The 16,694-nt window shown below is 45.3% G+C and carries 16 protein-coding genes; 4 read left to right on the top strand and 12 right to left on the bottom strand.

Annotated elements, in window-relative coordinates:
* Window positions 1–119: 119 nt before the first annotated feature.
* Window positions 120–1,436, top strand: coding sequence for a UDP-glucose/GDP-mannose dehydrogenase family protein (locus G7Y39_RS00565; protein ID WP_165154041.1), 1,317 nt, complete (start codon window positions 120–122; stop codon window positions 1,434–1,436).
* A gap of 3 nt (window positions 1,437–1,439) precedes the next feature.
* On the opposite strand, the gene G7Y39_RS00560 is transcribed toward G7Y39_RS00565, so the two are convergent.
* Genes G7Y39_RS00560 through feoB form a run of 3 tightly spaced genes read right to left on the bottom strand, consistent with a single transcriptional unit; the run spans window position 1,440 to window position 5,424 of the window.
* Window positions 1,440–2,684, bottom strand: coding sequence for a metallophosphoesterase (locus G7Y39_RS00560; RefSeq protein ID WP_165154039.1), 1,245 nt, complete (start codon window positions 2,682–2,684; stop codon window positions 1,440–1,442).
* Window positions 2,685–2,727: 43 nt separating this feature from the next.
* Window positions 2,728–2,883 (bottom strand): FeoB-associated Cys-rich membrane protein, encoded by a 156-nt coding sequence (locus G7Y39_RS13790; protein WP_165154137.1) that lies wholly within the window; start codon window positions 2,881–2,883, stop codon window positions 2,728–2,730.
* A gap of 51 nt (window positions 2,884–2,934) precedes the next feature.
* A complete protein-coding gene (gene feoB, locus G7Y39_RS00550; protein ID WP_165154037.1) occupies window positions 2,935–5,424 on the bottom strand; it encodes a ferrous iron transport protein B in 2,490 nt (829 codons plus the stop codon).
* A gap of 220 nt (window positions 5,425–5,644) precedes the next feature.
* Between feoB and G7Y39_RS00545 the strand changes: the two genes are divergently transcribed.
* The 3 genes from G7Y39_RS00545 to G7Y39_RS00535 all read left to right on the top strand — a co-directional run bounded on the left by G7Y39_RS00545 (window position 5,645) and on the right by G7Y39_RS00535 (window position 7,558).
* Window positions 5,645–6,565: a hypothetical protein gene (locus tag G7Y39_RS00545; RefSeq protein WP_165154035.1), complete on the top strand. Its 921-nt coding sequence runs from the start codon at window positions 5,645–5,647 to the stop codon at window positions 6,563–6,565.
* Between the two features lie 80 nt (window positions 6,566–6,645).
* Entirely contained in the window at window positions 6,646–7,131 is a 486-nt protein-coding gene (locus G7Y39_RS00540; RefSeq protein WP_165154033.1) for a hypothetical protein, read from the top strand.
* 16 nt (window positions 7,132–7,147) lie between these two features.
* Window positions 7,148–7,558, top strand: coding sequence for a 2-amino-4-hydroxy-6-hydroxymethyldihydropteridine diphosphokinase (locus G7Y39_RS00535; protein WP_165154031.1), 411 nt, complete (start codon window positions 7,148–7,150; stop codon window positions 7,556–7,558).
* Here G7Y39_RS00535 and G7Y39_RS00530 read toward each other — a convergent pair.
* Genes G7Y39_RS00530 through G7Y39_RS00490 form a run of 9 tightly spaced genes read right to left on the bottom strand, consistent with a single transcriptional unit; the run spans window position 7,502 to window position 16,571 of the window.
* Window positions 7,502–8,515, bottom strand: a complete 1,014-nt coding sequence (locus G7Y39_RS00530) for an SAM-dependent methyltransferase (RefSeq protein ID WP_165154029.1) — start codon at window positions 8,513–8,515, stop codon at window positions 7,502–7,504. The genes G7Y39_RS00535 and G7Y39_RS00530 overlap by 57 nt on opposite strands.
* Entirely contained in the window at window positions 8,499–9,632 is a 1,134-nt protein-coding gene (locus tag G7Y39_RS00525) for a glycosyltransferase family 4 protein (RefSeq protein WP_165154027.1), read from the bottom strand. Before G7Y39_RS00525 ends, G7Y39_RS00530 begins: the two co-directional genes overlap by 17 nt.
* A 4-nt stretch (window positions 9,633–9,636) precedes the next feature.
* Window positions 9,637–10,872 carry a glycosyltransferase gene (locus G7Y39_RS00520; protein ID WP_165154025.1) on the bottom strand — a complete coding sequence of 412 codons (1,236 nt, stop codon included), beginning with the start codon at window positions 10,870–10,872 and terminating at the stop codon, window positions 9,637–9,639.
* 14 nt (window positions 10,873–10,886) lie between these two features.
* Entirely contained in the window at window positions 10,887–11,522 is a 636-nt protein-coding gene (locus G7Y39_RS00515) for a PIG-L deacetylase family protein (protein WP_165154023.1), read from the bottom strand.
* 40 nt (window positions 11,523–11,562) lie between these two features.
* A complete protein-coding gene (locus tag G7Y39_RS00510; RefSeq protein ID WP_370520346.1) occupies window positions 11,563–12,870 on the bottom strand; it encodes a polysaccharide deacetylase family protein in 1,308 nt (435 codons plus the stop codon).
* Window positions 12,861–13,814, bottom strand: coding sequence for a GNAT family N-acetyltransferase (locus tag G7Y39_RS00505; RefSeq protein ID WP_165154019.1), 954 nt, complete (start codon window positions 13,812–13,814; stop codon window positions 12,861–12,863). The genes G7Y39_RS00510 and G7Y39_RS00505 overlap by 10 nt, the downstream gene beginning before the upstream one ends.
* A gap of 41 nt (window positions 13,815–13,855) precedes the next feature.
* Window positions 13,856–14,908, bottom strand: a complete 1,053-nt coding sequence (recA, locus tag G7Y39_RS00500; RefSeq protein ID WP_165154017.1) for a recombinase RecA — start codon at window positions 14,906–14,908, stop codon at window positions 13,856–13,858.
* A gap of 9 nt (window positions 14,909–14,917) precedes the next feature.
* A complete protein-coding gene (gene bcp / locus G7Y39_RS00495) occupies window positions 14,918–15,376 on the bottom strand; it encodes a thioredoxin-dependent thiol peroxidase (protein ID WP_165154015.1) in 459 nt (152 codons plus the stop codon).
* 1 nt (window position 15,377) lies between these two features.
* On the bottom strand, window positions 15,378–16,571 hold the full coding sequence (locus tag G7Y39_RS00490) for a saccharopine dehydrogenase family protein (RefSeq protein ID WP_165154013.1): 1,194 nt from the start codon (window positions 16,569–16,571) through the stop codon (window positions 15,378–15,380).
* Between the last annotated feature and the right edge of the window lie 123 nt (window positions 16,572–16,694).

The raw sequence follows: 16,694 nt of genomic DNA, 5'->3' as shown, positions 1-16,694 counted from the left end.
ACTTCTTTTTTCGTTCACACTTATGCCAAAAAAGCCTCCAAAGTTATGTATAATTCTTGAAATAGTCTTACTTTTGTATCCCTTTTAAATGCACTGGAAACATAAGTGATAGATTATATATGAGAATAGCGATTGTAGGTACAGGCTATGTCGGGCTGGTAACGGGCACGTGTTTTGCGGAAATGGGGACTGAGGTCTTTTGTGTGGACGTGGATAAGGCAAAGATTGAGAACCTAAAGAAAGGCGTAGTTCCTATTTACGAGCCCGGGTTGGATGAGATGGTGGCACGTAATTCGCAAGCTGGCCGTATGCATTTTATGACTGATTTGAAAGAATGCTTGAATGAGGTGGAGGTGCTGTTTTGCGCGGTGGGTACACCTCCCGATGAGGATGGGAGCGCTGATTTGAAGTATGTGCTTGAGGTTGCCCGTACGGTAGGACGTTATATGAATAAATATATCTTGGTTGTTACGAAAAGTACGGTTCCGGTAGGCACTGCCCGGAAAATCAAGAAAGCGATTAAGGAGGAACAAGCCTTGCGGAATGTGGATATTGAATTTGATATCGCTTCTAATCCGGAATTTTTGAAAGAAGGTGCGGCCATCAAGGATTTTATGAGTCCGGATCGGGTTGTTGTCGGGGTTGAGTCTGAACGTGCCCAAAAGTTGATGTCGAAGTTATACCGTCCGTTCTTGTTAAATAATTTCCGGGTAATCTTCATGGATGTCCCTTCCGCGGAGATGACGAAATACGCGGCGAACGCTATGTTGGCGACTCGCATCAGTTTTATGAATGATATCGCCAATTTGTGCGAGATAGTGGGAGCGGATGTGAATATGGTACGTAAAGGTATCGGTACGGATGCCCGTATAGGCAGCCGTTTCTTATACGCGGGTTGTGGATATGGTGGGTCTTGTTTCCCTAAGGATGTCAAGGCGCTTGTGAAGACCGCGGCCAACAGTGGTTATCAGATGCGTATCCTGGAAGCGGTGGAAGCTGTAAACGAGGAGCAGAAATCGATATTGTTCCGTAAATTAATGAAGCATTTTAGAGGGGATATACAGGGTAAGCGAATCGCTTTGTGGGGATTGGCATTTAAGCCGGAAACGGATGATATGCGAGAGGCTCCTTCGTTAATCTTGATCAGGAAGTTGAAAGAAGCGGGATGTGTTGTTACCGCCTATGATCCGGTTGCTGTTCCCGAGGCTCAAAGACGTTTACCCGCAGGGATGATTTCATACGGCAAAGATATTTATGAAACCGTGATAGATGCGGACGCTCTGTTGCTTGTTACGGAATGGAAAGAGTTTCGTATGCCCTCTTGGTCTGTTATCAAGAGATTGATGTCCACCCCTTTAATCTTGGACGGACGCAATATTTATGATAAGACAGAGCTAGAAGAGGCAGGCTTTATCTATCATTGCATAGGCCGGTAAATCTTAATTATATGAGATTGTATGAATCTCCGGATAGTCGCGGTCATTAGAAGGTTTATAGGCACCGAAGTAGGTGATGTAAATCTTCTTTTCTTTCGTGTCTACAGCATAGATGCAAAAACTGTTACTCGATAGGCTATTCTCTTCTCGTATAACTCTATTGTATACCACACCTGTTTCACTTGGAGCTTGATTGGTACAAAGGATCATTTTTTGTGGAACGAGTTCTGTACTTTCATTTTCTAACCCGGTCACGTCAAAATAGGCATTGCAGTGGATGTGTCCACCTAGATAGCAGACAAATTCTCCTTTGCGATCGCTGAAATCAGCTTTAACATGGATGGGCTCTAGGTTGAATTGGTTGGGATATACTTTCTCGAGTGAGGCGTGCGTACGAAAAGCCTCGATGATTTCGGGGATCATGTTCCACGAGTGGACATAATCCCCATCGCATAAATAGGTATCGTTATTTACACTGCGGCGTTGAAATGGGTAATGGGTTAGGATAATGACGCTATGATGGTCTGTCATGCCATTTTTCAACGCGGTGTTTATAAGCCAGTCTATCTGTTCCTGGGAGAAATAGGCGTAAGATAAGGTATTGTATTGGGATGCCGGTTGGTCTAACATATCGAGGGCTATGAAGCGAATCGTACCTCCTTGCGGGTTCGCTACATCCGAATAGTAATAGTTCTCGGCGCTATTTCGATTCTTCAAATAATTACTGTTGGCGAATAATATCTCGTTGATCTCATTTTTATATAAGAATGTGCTACCTATTTCTTGTTCAGAGTTACTATCATGATTCCCCGTACAAACAAAGGTGGGAACATGATTTTCATCATAAAGGTAATGAACAAATGAACGCATATATTCTTTCGCCTTCTTTTTCATATCGATAGAGATAAAATCGCCCGTGGCGGTTATCGCATTGATCCGCAGTTCTTTTTGATTGGCGAATTGGATGGATTGTCGCAGATTTATAGGCAACTCGTAATTATTACTCGGGGACCAAGAGGATAAATGGGAATCCGAAATATGGACGATCTTGAAACGCTCATAACTTCCACTATCTGCCTGATTGTACATGATCTTTGCCAATCTCCGCGCCGCGAGCCTATTGTTTTCCCAATAAAAACGTTCATTCTCTTCGCTACGCAAGTTGAGGCTTTCCCGAGCATCCTTACAACCCGCTGATAAGATCAGCAGAATAAAAAGAGCGTATATCTGTAAGGCCGTGTTATTCATACCTATAGTGTATTAGAATAACGCAAATATACATAATATTTCACTATTCTTTCATTCTGCCCTCTTTTTTTAACGAACACCCACTACACCCGCGGCAAGGATCGCCGGATTTCGGTTTCGTAAGCATTCGATAAACCTTATACGCGATGTACCCGATAACCGAGATACCAATCACGCAAACGGCTATATCTTGCCACATACCCATAAATTTGCCTTCTATATACCACTGAATAAGATAATAGGAAAGTTCTTAGCTGAATAAACCCACAAAGAAATTTCCTGTTTGATAAACGATGAAAGAGACGATCCATGCTAGGACACAAGTATATGCGATGACGAATATACCCCATTTCCATGAGCCGGACTCGTTGACAATAGCCGATATGGTTGCTATACACGGGAAATAAATCAAGACGAAAAGCATAAAACTAATCGCTATGAGCGGTGTGAATACCCAATTACCCTCCGTGTCACGGTCTTGTTTCAGACGCTCCGGCAACGCTTGGTTGCCATCATCGGAATTCCCCATGTATAATACGCTCAGCGTGCTGACAACAACTTCTTTCGCTGCCATACCGGTAAGTAAGCTTACACTCATTTTCCAGTCGAATCCTAAAGGAGCCAAGACCGGTTGAATGGTTTGGCCGATACGTCCGATATACGAATTCTGCTGATGGTCGATTGCCTTCAAGCGTTCTAACTTTTTTATCGCATCCGTTTTCTCTTGAGAATCCGACGCTGTATTTTCGATTTCCGCTATTTGGCGGTCAAACGGATCCCCGCTCTCCGGATGTCTGGGGAAATACCCAAGGAACCAGATGATGATGGAAGCGACCAAGATGATACCTCCCATCTTGTGCAAGTACTGTTTCGCTTTCTCCCACATATGGATCATGATGGATTTGCCGGTAGGCATCCGATAGGGGGGAAGTTCCATTACGAAAGGGACATCCTCCTCGTTAAACAGGAAGCGTTTGAAAAGACGAGCCATGATAACCGCCAGCAAGATTCCGGATACATATAAAGCTAATAATACAAAGCTGGCGTTTTTCGGGAAAAACGCCCCGGTCAATAACACATAAACCGGCAAGCGGGCGCTACAGCTCATCAACGGATTTACCAACATCGTTATCATCCGGCTATTACGGCTCTCTATCGTACGGGAGGCCATGATAGCGGGTACATTACAACCAAATCCCATCACCAGGGGGATGAACGACTTTCCGTGCAGTCCCATCTTATGCATGATCTTATCCATGATAAAGGCCGCACGTGCCATATATCCGGAATCTTCCATGAATGATATGAACATATACAGGATTAAAATATTCGGCAGGAACACGATAACACCTCCTACACCACCGATGATACCATCCACGAGAAGATCTTTCAAAGGTCCTTCCGACATATGGCCGCGCACGAAATTACCGGTCACCTCGACCAATGCCTCTATCCATTCCATCGGATAGCCTCCCAAACGGAAAGTAGCCTCGAACATGATCCACATGAACAGGATAAAGATCGGGAAGCCTAAAACTTTATGTGTGACGAATAGATCGATGATTTGCGTACTCGTCGCCTCTTTGATCGTGTTTTGCTCGTATGTCTCACGTAACGCTCCGGAAATAAAGCCATAGCGTGCGTTCGTGAACGCGGTCTCACAATCCTCTTGCAATAACTTTTCTATGAGGGCTGTATTACGGTCTCTCTCTTGGAAGATCGTTTCGGAACCGGGCAATGTCCTGATAAATGCCTCTATCTCGCGGTCTCCCTCTAATAACTTGATGGATAAATACCGCTTTGACAAGCTTTTGGGTATATCCACGCTGTTTTTCAAGGTCTTCCTGACGTTGCTGATCCCTTTCTCTAAAGACTCCCCATAATTAATGTGGATATGACGAATGACAGGATCCTCCTCTTCATATACCTTGATTACGCGGTTGAACAGATCCGCTATGCCAAAGCCCGTTTTACTTACGGTCGGGATAATAGGTGCTCCGATCATTTTCGCTAAGGACTCGTGATCGAATTTATTCCCATGGCGTTCCAGCTCATCATACATGTTTAAGGCGATCACCATGCGAACGTCCATATCGATCAGTTGGGTGGTCAAATATAGGTTTCGCTCCAGATTGGATGCGTCGATGACGTTGATCACCACGTCAGGTTGCTCTTCATTCAAATGCTTGCGCACGTATAGTTCTTCCGGCGTGTAAGCGGATAGGGAGTAAGTACCCGGTAAATCTACGATGCGGAAGGTATAGCCATTCTGCTGGAAGGTTCCCTCCTTGGCATCTACGGTCACGCCGCTATAGTTGCCCACATGCTCGTGTGCTCCGGACGCGAAATTGAAAAGAGAGGTCTTTCCGCAGTTCGGATTACCGACCAAGGCTACGTTAATCGTTTTCCCTTTATGGAATGCAATGGCCTGTAATTCATTTTCGAAAGGCAAGATAAAAGAGTCCGCGCTCCTGTTCGTATCTTGTATCGAGGAGGCTTGTTCCTTCTCGAAATCCCCTGCGCTAACGACTTCGATCAATGCGGCGTCCGAGCGTCGCAAGGAGACATCGTATCCCATTACACGATAGTGAATAGGGTCTTTGAGCGGGGCGTTTTGTATAACGATCACTTCTTTCCCTCTGATAAACCCCATCTCGATAATGCGTTTACGGAAAGCCCCGCGACCCATTACCTTTACTATAACACCTTTATCGCCTGTGCGAAGTTCTGATAATCTCATGTCCTGTTAAATGTGACGCGAAGGTAGCTTGAAAACTTTGTACCATCAATACCTATAAGTAGGTATTTTGTTTTTTCCAGGCGAAGTGTGTTTCCTGGACAGGCCTCGATCGCCAATGTGATGCCGGTGTCTTACGAATCCCCCTGTTTTTACGCCTTTGTTATAATGTGGTATAAGCAGGAAATTCGTACCTTTGGCACGAATCAAAAACCGAAAAGCAATGACACTGATAGCGAATCCTATTTATGACTCCGTATTCAAGTATATGATGGAGGATGAGCGTGTGGCCAATATATTGTTGTCTGCGTTGTTGAAGAAAGAGCTCTTAGAACTCCAGATCCGCCCTCACGAGTATACGAATGTGCAACGTACCGGTATCTCCTTGTTCCGTATGGACTTCTCTGCCAAGATCAGGGATGAGAAGGGGGAGGAGCATCTCGTCTTGATAGAGTTGCAGAAGACGTGGCTGCCTACCGAGACGCTTCGTTTCCGCCAGTACTTGGGTACGCAGTATTTGAGCCGTGATAATGTGCGCAAGGATCCGGATTCACAATATGGGCTTCCGATAATCTCCATTTATATCTTGGGTCATACGTTGGGCGAGTTGAAAGAGCCGATCATCTATGTCCGTCGCCGTTATCTGGATTACGAGGATAACGTGATAGAGGGGAAGGATAAGTTCATCGAGAGCCTGACGCATGATAGCATCATCGTACAAATCCCGTTCTTGCGGAAAAGGACTCGCAACCGTCTGGAGCGTTTGTTGAATATCTTTGATCAGGATTTCCGCTTGGAAGGGAACGATCATTTGCTGGAAATAGACGAGAGCCTGTTCCATGCGGAGGATGTACCAGTATTGACCCGTTTGCTCAAGGCCGGAGTCGCTCCGGATGTCCGTCGCTCGATGGATGTGGAGGATGAGATTCTCTCGGAGATAGAGGCCCGTGACACGGCTATCATGCAAAAGGATCAGTTAATCCGACAGAAAGATCAAGCGATCCAACAGAAAGATCAAGCGATCCAACAGAAAGATCAGCTTATTCGAGGTATGATTCGGATGTTGGAGCAAGAGGGATTGGATGTGCGGCAAATCGCACAGAAATTGTCTCTTCCTATTGAGCAAATCAAGCAGTTAAGATAGAGATGCCTTTTTACGTCGAAAACCACCCGTATGTGGACGAGTTGTATTATATTTGCGCTACAAATTTCAACTTTAAACAAATGAAACTACGAATTACTTTGTTCGCCACCTTATTGGTTCTTCTGTCTGCTTGTTTGACAGGCTGTAAAAAAGAACTGAAGGATTTCTCTTTTAGTTATAGTATGGAGAGTGTAGATAACTACAAACTAATGGTTCTGTTTGATAGTGACAAGACATTCCGTATCGAGGAGTATAATTATTATATGGACAATTTCGCCAAGAAGCGAGATCCTAAAATTATGGAGGGGACATTGACTGACGATGAGTTTGCTTCCTTAAAGCCGATTCTGCAAGAATGCAATTTTTTTAAGATGAAAGACTCCTATGGCTTTGAGGAGGAGACGAATCGGGATTTAGGGGACATCATGTATCAGGTTTCATTTACCACGGAAGGCAAGGAGAAATATATCTCTATCCGTAATAGCGATACCGGGCAATTCTCCGCTTCTTTCGTGAAGTTGATCGGTTTTATCAATACATTCTTGAATAATCATAAGAATGACTAAATGCTTTTAGCCGGAGATGGAGAATAAACGGAACCGGGTCCTGTTGTGCTTAGGCTCTAATTGGGATAAAGAGAAAAATATGGAGCGCGCGGCGGAGATGCTGCGTGCTCATTTTGTTTTTATACAGTTTTCCCGGCCGGTTTATACGGAACCGATCGATTGCCCATTATCAACTACATTTTTGAATCGAGTAGCTGTTTTGTATAGCGAGAAAAGTCCAGAGCGAATAAAGGATGTCTTGAAAGATATAGAGTGCCGCATCGGACGTAAGCCGGAAGATAAATCTTGTGGTCGTGTGCCGATAGACATTGATTTATTGCAGTGGAACGAGCAAGTCTTGAAAGCAGAGGACTTGACCCGCGAATATGTGCTAGACGGCATCTGCTCGCTCCTTGCCGCAGGAGAGAATGATGAATGGTGCCAATAGAAAACCAAAGGAGCCGCTGTCGCGGATCAATGCGTTGACACTTTTGCATATCAAGGAAAGAACCGGGTTGCTCCGGTCGGCGTTATAAAATCCTTTCTCTACTTTAAGCTTGAACTGGTAAGGGGCTAATAAATCCTCATAAGCCTGTATGGGAAGGATTCGCTCGACCCAATTACCTGTAGCCGGATCGCAAGTATTGTAGGGGTCTTCCGGGTTTGGTAAACTCCTTTCCTCGATCGCTTTTTGGATATCGGGATAGGTCAAGCCTCTCGTCTGTCGGACCCATGTCTCTATCTCTTCTTGGGAGAAATCCGGGCAAAGTTCCGTTATGAATTGCTTCCGTAAGGTATAATAGTTTGGGGATTCCAAAGACCCGCTTTCGCATCCGATCATCATCTTATGTAACCGTTGTTGGACATACGGGTTGAATGGTGTGGAGGCTGTCGTGAATAGTAGATACATGGAATCGTTTATATGGATTAAATCTTTGAAGAACAAAGACAAGTCATAGACATGCTCGATCAGGTCCGTAGCGATTAAAAGCTGGGGGCAGACTTTGTTCCCCGCACACCAGTCCGCAAGAACGTCTGAATTTCCATGGAGCATGATATCGGGGCCTATTCCTATTATTTGTTTCAATAGCCGGATCGTCTCCACGGAAGATGGGTTAAGATCAATATAAATGACTTGCCCTATTCCCATGGATTTCGCTAAAATACTAAGGAAGCCGGTTCCTCCTCCATAATCGATTAGCGTGACATCGGAGATAGGGATTTGTATCGTTTGAAGTCCCCTTTGTAGGCAATCTGCGTATATATGCATGAAATAGCTTAACGCTGGCTTTAGGTTGCCGATGTATCGTTTATTATAATCGCTGATCGGTAATTTATTATAGTCAATCGCTTTTAAACGCTCGGTTAATGTATGTAATAAATCACTTCTATTCTCTTTCATCATATATCATCTTGTATAAACGTTTCCCCTGATCTTTATTGGAAAAAGCAGGGAGCAATAATTGTTTTCGCTTATCTATCGCCTCTTTATCTATAGGTAGGGTCATTAATCGTTCACAAGTCCGTATCATCTCGTCCGGCGTATCGGCGATATGGCACAAAGGATCTAATCCGCTACCCGCTAGCATGAGATGATTGACAATCGTATGCCTTCCGGCGAATAAGCTGTTCAGAAGCTTCAATTTTAAGCCGGTACCTTGAAATGTGATCAGCATATGGATCTGTGCGTTATGGATCAATTTGTCCATACGTTCCTTACTGGGATTTGCTTCTACTTTTATATGCGGGTAAGGGGCGGCTGCCTCTCGTATCAAACGGGTCGGGTTCATGCCCGCTATTATGCAAGTGTGTTTTAATTGGCTGAAAACATGCTTGATGAGAAATAACACGGCTCGTTCATTCTCGATAACGGATAGCTTGCCATGATATAGAATATAATCGGATTTCCCTGGTTCGGCCGTCACTTGATTATTCTCGTGGAAACAAGGGACGAACTCGATCCTTTGACCAGGAAATTGCTTTTGTAAATAGTCTGCGTCTGTCGTGGATACGGCGATTATCAGATTTGCGCATCGTGCTATTTTCTGATAGGCTTGGAAGCGCATGGCCTCGATCCTGAAAAAGGCATTGCGAATCAATCCTTTGCCCGACTTTGCCAAGTGGCGATAATAATCATGCTCGATATTGCACTCCCGGAATATCTTCATCCGGTTTCTTAAACGGGGGTCGTTCATATAATAACAGGAGTGGAGTCCTTCGAATAAGATCGGATAATCATTTTGCAAAAGATGCTCGATCAAGCGATGATCTTTCCGGCTGTATACGTTGTAAGGAAGCCATGTTAAATTAGCGATTACCCCGGTACGGCGTTTATAATAGAAAACCTTGTCGCAAATGCTTTCTAATTCCGGTGCGTGCGGACGTTCATATTCGAAACAATGTAATAGGAGTTTCACGCCGCAAGCACGCAAGGCTTCCAGTTTATAATACACATCGATAACCCCTCCGTAATTGGCGGGGTAAGGTATATTGAACGATACTATATTGAGGTATTTGTCCATCTACTTAAATCTCCTCAAATATACGCACGAATTGGTTAGCTTGTTCTTTCCGGGAGTAATTCAATAACTTCTCCCGATCGATGGGTGAGGTCGTATATCCTTTTTCCTGCCATTCCTCATAGTAATGTCTCAAGAAATCGTATACCTCGTCTACGTGGGTAGCGGCCAATCCGGAGTGGGTCTCCTTGATGGCATCGGCGAGGTGAGCCTCGTCACTCCGTACGCATAAGATGGGCTTTTCTACCGCGAGCGATTCAAAGAACTTGGTTGTCATGAAGCCTTTTGGGCCAGACGTGTCAAACTTATTCGTTAAAGAAAGCAACACCGAGCTTTTGTTCAATATGAGGGGAATATCGGACGCCGGTACATACTCTTGATAATCCATGAAAGATTGTACCCCATGTCGTTCGGCCTCTTGGCGGATGATGGAGCGGGACGCTTGATCGGTATACCATACGACTCGAAAAGTTTCGGGGACAATGATCTTGTCCTTCGTGAGACGGGCGATGGCCTCAAATAATAACGATGGATTTCGGATCGCTAAACTTAACAACCGTCCGGTATAGGTAATGATAAACCGGGAGGTCTTGATTTGTCGCGGATAGAATAACTCGGGATCGAATCCGTTATAAATCAGTTTTACGTTGGGATTATATTGTTTGAGTACCTCCACATGCCAAGGCGATACGGTTGTTACACAATCCGCTACCTCCAAAGCGTTATTCCGCTCTTTAAGTAACCGTTTGCGAAATCGTTTTGTGATGAATGCGTCTAGCCATGGGAACGTGTGGAATTTATGCGAGATGTATTCGTTGGAGGCGTATTGCTCAATGATATCTCGTAAATCCGCGACGAAAGGGAGGTGGGTGTGGGCCGCTAACGTCTTGGCGGCGGTTAAAGGGAAGGTGCGGTACGTGCTACACAATATTCCCTTGTACCGGTTGGCCCTTATTAAGGGGATGCATGCGTTGATTATTCGCGTGTCTTTATAGCCGAACAAGATGTCTAGAAACATGATCCACATCCATTCAATATGTTTTGAGATCTTTCCTGAAGTTTTGTAATAGCGGACGCAATACACATCCGCGTACCCCGTAAGAAATTCGAAGGTATTGTCTTCTATGTATTCCGTCACTACGGTAACTTCCCACCCCATGCGTGTCAGATATTTGCATAGATATCCCATTCTGGGGGCGAAAGCGGGTGGGAACATATCACATATGATAAGGAGTTTATTCATGGATTCAATCGGTGTTATAGGAATAGACGAACGACTTCAAACGCCTCCGCGTAGGTACATCCGGCTTGGACGCCTCGGGCCCTGGCTAATGAGTAGATAAAGTCCTTGGATAGATAATCTCTCGCTCCTTGCGATTTATAGGCTTTCAATGATTCTACTTTTGTGTCGATATGGCGCTCTTTCAACTTTACAAAACATTGCGTGTTGAATGTTAGATTATTCCATATTAGCTCATAACCTAATATATTCGTGTTTTTGAACGCTCGTAGACCCTCTTGGGCGATCGTCGTATGATCTTGGTGGATGTCATGTAAGCTAGGGATGAAGACCAGATCAAAATCGGACGTTTTTTTCAGGCGTATTAACTCCTCTAATATCTCTTGTCTGGCGTATCCCAGTTTTCTTACTTCGTAATTGTATATGATTAGGTTCTCCGGTACTATACCTAAGGTTTGGGTCGCTTGCTTGACCTCTGTCTTTAGGATATCTTTCGGGAAACCCTCTGGAACCGATTGCTGTGCGGTGGAGAAAGCCACGTAGGTCACTTTCTTACCCTCTTCTATCAAGCGTGAGATGGTTCCCCCCAACCCAAGCTCCCCATCATCCGTATGCGGGGCGAGGACTAAAATGTTTTTACAATTAGTAATCATTCTTTCTTGTTTATTTGAACACAGGGATTGTATATGGTTTTCATTGCTTTGCTAATTCTGTCAATAGCTGGGCGTATAATTTACGTAAATAACTTCCCGATCCTTCTTGTACGGAGTCATTATGCCATAGTAGAACCAACTCACCTCCTACGTTATTTACTTGTCCTACTAAATTCCGGCAATAGGTTAAGGCCCTGTCAAAATCCAGTCCCATATATTTCTCCTCCTCTAGGGTACAATCCATTATGATAAGCGGATGTAATCGGAGAGGAGATAGCCGGCGGGTGATCGGATTGATCCAACGAACCGGGTAGCAAGTCCCTAACCGGAACCCGGAGACATCGGCGTACCCCATGGTGAAATCGTCCGTAACCCCGGCTGCCTCTAGCTGGTCCATATCTTCCGGTTCCCGGATTGCCAAGAAATGATGGCGGTTGAACCGAATACTTTTGCCGATATGATCTTCCAGACCGGTTTTCTCTTTCCGGATAAGGCTAGGAGTCGTACCCGCTTGGTAGCTGCTATGTAAACCAATGGTTACATTATGCTCTAGAGCGCTTTTTATCAATTTACGAATGTCTTTATTCCTCAAATCGTAATGGGGTTTGTCGTGCTTGGCTTTACCCCCGTTCCGGATAAATAGGATAGGGTGGCATTGTTCCTTCCCGATCAGGTCCTGAAGGATACTATTCTGGCGGAAGAACCAAGGGAAGGTATAAAACGGGTCTTTCTCAAGGGAACCGAATTTACCTTGAAAGGATTTATATAGACCTCTTCTGTCTCTAATAGACCGTATCAAACCTTTCCACGAACGATATAGAGTCGGAGAATCTACGTCATGTGTGAGGTAGATCTTCCGGATTTGCTTTTTTACCTCGGGTACGCGCAACCGGGATTGGCGCAACCAACGATGAAGCAGCATGCGGTATTCATCCACGATCGGACGATGCAAGAAACCGGCCCGGTAGGGTAAGGATTCTTTACCGGGAAATCTTCCATGCTCATCCCGAAGTCCACGTCGTACCATCTCCTCGTATCTGGAAATGAGGAAATAGGTGCTCGCGATGATATCGGCGTGAACCACCCATGTATCTCTTACCCATTCCTCTTTCGGCGAGCCGAATAACAAAGGGATACCTTGAACCTCCCGCAAGGGAAGTTCCGGTAAGGATGCGGGAGTCCCGTATGTTTGTCCATCGAAGAAGCCGGATGGAATAATGACGACGTTATACCGGTCGAATTTATAGGGATCAGCCGTGTACCCGATCGTTTCCACCAATTCGCTCGGGGCGTCATCTCCTACAAGAAAACGTATGATATAATGTAAAGTGCGATCTTTCATATCCATTTACTTAGTTTAACGCGCGCTCTATCTAATAAACTCAATTTTCCTCTAGATATTGTGAAAAACGGGGTTTGGATAGCTCCGAACTCCCGGAAGAAACGTTCTACGCCGGGGAGCATGGATCCTTCGAAATCAAACAAAGCCGTGAATTGAGAGACGAAATGAATACATTCCCACAGGACGTAGCTTTGCGCTCCGGAGCCTCTATACGCCGGATTCCCTCCTCCGGCGAGATAGTAAGCCGATCGATCTTGCCATACGATGAAAGCGGCCGCGTGTAAATGGCCTTGCTCGTCATAACCTCCCCATAAATCACCTTGTCCTTTTTGCCGGCATGTGGCGATCAAATCTTTCAGTACATTCGTGTCTTCCTTGATCCGCAGGTGCTGGCGGTCAAATGTCTGGGACTGTACGGTCAGGAACTCATCCAAGGGAATCCCTTTTTTTACGGATATATGGTATTTGTTCCGCGCTTTCGTGATATTTCGCCGGATGTTGGGGCTCATATTCTCCCATACCGCTTGATGATCCCGGATATTTTTTAATAAATAGGTATAACGTGTCGTTTGGTTATATCCCGCCCAATAAAACGGAAGCCAATCCGTAATGTCATAATTGAAATTCTGCAGGAAGTGTGGATAGCGTTTTAGTTCTTCCGTGAATTGTTCGCACAGTTCTTGACGTCGTCCTAACTCGGTCGTATATTTCGTGTCGGAGGAACTTGCGGCGAACCAAGGGCCCATCGTTTGGGTGTAAGAAGGCATCGAGACAATATCGGAATGGGGGACATAAAGGGGGAGGGCTGCCTGTATCCTTCCCTTTTGTTCTATAAGCAAGACATCCCATTTTTTTTCTCCGCAAACCGTATCCAACCACCAGTCACGTGAGAAGATCGGTATGTTTTTTTCAGTATTACAAAGTAAACGATATTTGTCTTTATTACTCATTACAATTTCGTATGGGGACGGGGTTTGCCCGTCCCCGCAAATTACTTGTTGGCTTTTAATGCCTCAAATATTAATTCGGATAATTCCTCTGCCAATTCGGGATTGTCCTCGATACATTGTTTTGCCGCGTCACGACCCTGCCCCAATTTGGTGTCATTGTAGCTGTACCATGAACCGCTCTTCTTGATGATATTCAGTTCGGAACCAAGATCGATGATCTCGCCGGAACGGGAGATGCCTTGACCGAACATGATATCGAACTCTGCCTTGCGGAATGGAGGAGCCACCTTGTTCTTTATGACTTTCACACGCACTTGGTTACCCTTGATCTCATCGCCATCTTTCAGCTTCCCGATGCTACGGATATCCAAACGGACTGAAGCGTAGAACTTCAATGCGTTACCACCTGTCGTCGTTTCCGGGTTTCCGAACATTACGCCGATCTTATCCCGCAATTGGTTGATGAAGATACAGGTCGTGTTCGTCTTATTGATCGCGGCCGTCAACTTACGAAGGGCTTGCGACATTAAACGAGCTTGCAGACCCATTTTGCTATCTCCCATATCACCCTCAATCTCGGCCTTAGGAGTTAAAGCGGCTACGGAGTCGATAACGATGATATCTACGGCGGATGAACGGATCAATTGCTCGGCTATTTCCAAGGCCTGCTCACCGTTATCCGGCTGGGAGATCCATAGGTTCTCTACATCAACGCCTAACTTTTCAGCATAGAAACGGTCAAAGGCATGCTCCGCATCGATAAACGCGGCGATACCTCCTTTTTTCTGGGCCTCGGCGATCGCATGGATCGCCAGGGTTGTCTTACCGGAAGACTCCGGTCCATAGATCTCGACGATACGTCCTTTCGGATATCCGCCTACGCCCAGCGCCGCGTTCAGAGCGATAGATCCTGTCGGTATCACCTCGATATCCTCGATGCTTTCATCGCCTAGTTTCATGATCGAACCTTTTCCGTAGTTCTTCTCGATTTTATCCATAGCCGCGCGTAAAGCCTTTAGCTTATCCGTGTTAGCGGCTGGTCTACCACCTTCTTCTTTCGCTTTTCCTTCGAACAAATTTTCTTCTTTTGCCATATGTGTCACTTACAAATTAAGGATTTGATTTGCATGGTCTTTTGTCTTCACCTCTTTCGGTCCGATGATATTGGTAACAATACCTTCCTCGTTGATGATAAAGGTAGTCCGGAGAGTCCCCATGTATGAACGTCCGTACATTTTTTTCTCAGCCCACACACCGAACTGTTCCTGTAAGGTCGTGTCCGTGTCCGCTATTAAGCGGAAAGGTAAGTTTTGCTCTTGTATAAAGCCTTGATGCGATCTGGCGCTATCTTTGCTTACTCCGATGATCTCGAAGCCTTTCGCCTGTAAGGCTTGATAGCCGTCTCGTAAGCTGCATGCTTCCGCCGTGCAACCGCTCGTATTATCTTTCGGGTAAAAATAGAGCGCTATTTTTTTCCCTTTATAGTCACTCATCTTTACCGCTTTGCCGTCTTGATCGGTCCCCAAAAACTCGGGAACCTTATCGCCTATTTGTATTGCCATATTACAATTCTAAGTCAATGTTAAACAATTCATGCCAAGGCAAACCTTGCTCATTCAGCTCTTTCATGAATGGATCCGGATCGAATTCCTCCACATTCCATACGCCCGGTTTCTTCCAGATACCTTGCATAAATAATTTGGCGCCGATCATGGCAGGAACACCGGTGGTATAGCTTACGCCTTGCGCGCCTGTCTCCAGATAAGCGGCATGGTGGCTGCAGTTGTTGTATACGTAATAAGTTAATTCCTTACCCTCCTTGATACCGCGGATGCGGCAACCGATGGAAGTCTCGCCTGTATAATTTTCTCCCAGATCACCCGGGTTCGGCAGTACGGCCTTTAAGAATTGGATCGGAACGATTTCCTGCCCGTTGTAAAGGATCGGGTCGATACGAGCCATACCGATATTTTGGATGACACGCAAATGAGTCAAGTATTCCTGTCCGAAAGTCATCCAGAAACGAGCTCGTTTGAGGGTCGGGAAATTTTTGGTCAGACTTTCCAATTCCTCGTGATACATCAAATATGATTCTCTCGGTCCTACGTTCGGATAATTCAATGCCTTATGTACGCTCAGCGGATCGGTCTCCTTCCATTCCCCATCCTCAAAATATTTGCCGCGTTGAGTAATCTCGCGGATATTGATTTCCGGGTTGAAATTGGTAGCGAAAGCCTTATGGTGATCTCCCGCGTTACAGTCTACGATGTCCAGATATTGTATCTCGTCGAAATGATGCTTTGCCGCGTAAGCTGTGTACACACCGGTAACCCCCGGATCGAAACCACATCCCAAGATCGCGGTAAGACCGGCTTTCTCGAAACGATCTTTATAGGCCCATTGCCAGCTGTATTGATATTTGGCTTCATCGAGCGGTTCGTAGTTGGCCGTATCTAAATAGCTGACACCATATTCCAGACAAGCGTCCATGATATGCAAGTCTTGATAAGGTAGGGCCAGATTTACCACCAAATCCGGTTTGAATGCGTTAAACAAGGCAACGAGCTCCTGCACGTTGTCCGCGTCTACCTGCGCGGTTCGCACGTTCACGTTCTTGATATCGGCGGCGATCTTGTCGCATTTGCTTTTCGTACGGCTGGCTACCATGATATCCGTGAAAACATCCGCGTTCATCGCTATTTTCTTAACAGCGACGGTACTTACGCCCCCTGCGCCAATAACTAATACTCTTCCCATTTACTAATCGAATTAATCTTGTTAATATACAGTTTACAAGGTTCTCAACCAATGGACAAATATACGTTTTTTTCCGGATTCGTCCCACCATTTTCTGCGTTTTCTTACGATGCCCATCGTAAG

The sequence above is a fragment of the Parabacteroides sp. ZJ-118 genome (genome assembly GCF_011038785.1).
Lineage (GTDB): Bacteria > Bacteroidota > Bacteroidia > Bacteroidales > Tannerellaceae > Parabacteroides.
This window is presented reverse-complemented; position numbering and strand designations above follow the sequence as displayed.

Excerpts from the sequence above, each read along its gene's own strand:
- G7Y39_RS00520 (WP_165154025.1), bottom strand. The coding sequence starts at position 10,872 with ATGAATAAACTCCTTATCATATGTGATATGTTCCCACCCGCTTTCGCC.
- G7Y39_RS00505 (WP_165154019.1), bottom strand. The coding sequence starts at position 13,814 with ATGAGTAATAAAGACAAATATCGTTTACTTTGTAATACTGAAAAAAAC.
- G7Y39_RS00545 (WP_165154035.1), top strand. The coding sequence starts at position 5,645 with ATGACACTGATAGCGAATCCTATTTATGACTCCGTATTCAAGTATATG.
- bcp (WP_165154015.1), bottom strand. The coding sequence starts at position 15,376 with ATGGCAATACAAATAGGCGATAAGGTTCCCGAGTTTTTGGGGACCGAT.
- G7Y39_RS00540 (WP_165154033.1), top strand. The coding sequence starts at position 6,646 with ATGAAACTACGAATTACTTTGTTCGCCACCTTATTGGTTCTTCTGTCT.
- G7Y39_RS00535 (WP_165154031.1), top strand. The coding sequence starts at position 7,148 with ATGGAGAATAAACGGAACCGGGTCCTGTTGTGCTTAGGCTCTAATTGG.
- G7Y39_RS00515 (WP_165154023.1), bottom strand. The coding sequence starts at position 11,522 with ATGATTACTAATTGTAAAAACATTTTAGTCCTCGCCCCGCATACGGAT.
- G7Y39_RS00565 (WP_165154041.1), top strand. The coding sequence starts at position 120 with ATGAGAATAGCGATTGTAGGTACAGGCTATGTCGGGCTGGTAACGGGC.
- recA (WP_165154017.1), bottom strand. The coding sequence starts at position 14,908 with ATGGCAAAAGAAGAAAATTTGTTCGAAGGAAAAGCGAAAGAAGAAGGT.
- G7Y39_RS00510 (WP_370520346.1), bottom strand. The coding sequence starts at position 12,870 with ATGGATATGAAAGATCGCACTTTACATTATATCATACGTTTTCTTGTA.
- feoB (WP_165154037.1), bottom strand. The coding sequence starts at position 5,424 with ATGAGATTATCAGAACTTCGCACAGGCGATAAAGGTGTTATAGTAAAG.
- G7Y39_RS00530 (WP_165154029.1), bottom strand. The coding sequence starts at position 8,515 with ATGATGAAAGAGAATAGAAGTGATTTATTACATACATTAACCGAGCGT.
- G7Y39_RS00490 (WP_165154013.1), bottom strand. The coding sequence starts at position 16,571 with ATGGGAAGAGTATTAGTTATTGGCGCAGGGGGCGTAAGTACCGTCGCT.
- G7Y39_RS00560 (WP_165154039.1), bottom strand. The coding sequence starts at position 2,684 with ATGAATAACACGGCCTTACAGATATACGCTCTTTTTATTCTGCTGATC.
- G7Y39_RS13790 (WP_165154137.1), bottom strand. The coding sequence starts at position 2,883 with ATGTGGCAAGATATAGCCGTTTGCGTGATTGGTATCTCGGTTATCGGG.
- G7Y39_RS00525 (WP_165154027.1), bottom strand. The coding sequence starts at position 9,632 with ATGGACAAATACCTCAATATAGTATCGTTCAATATACCTTACCCCGCC.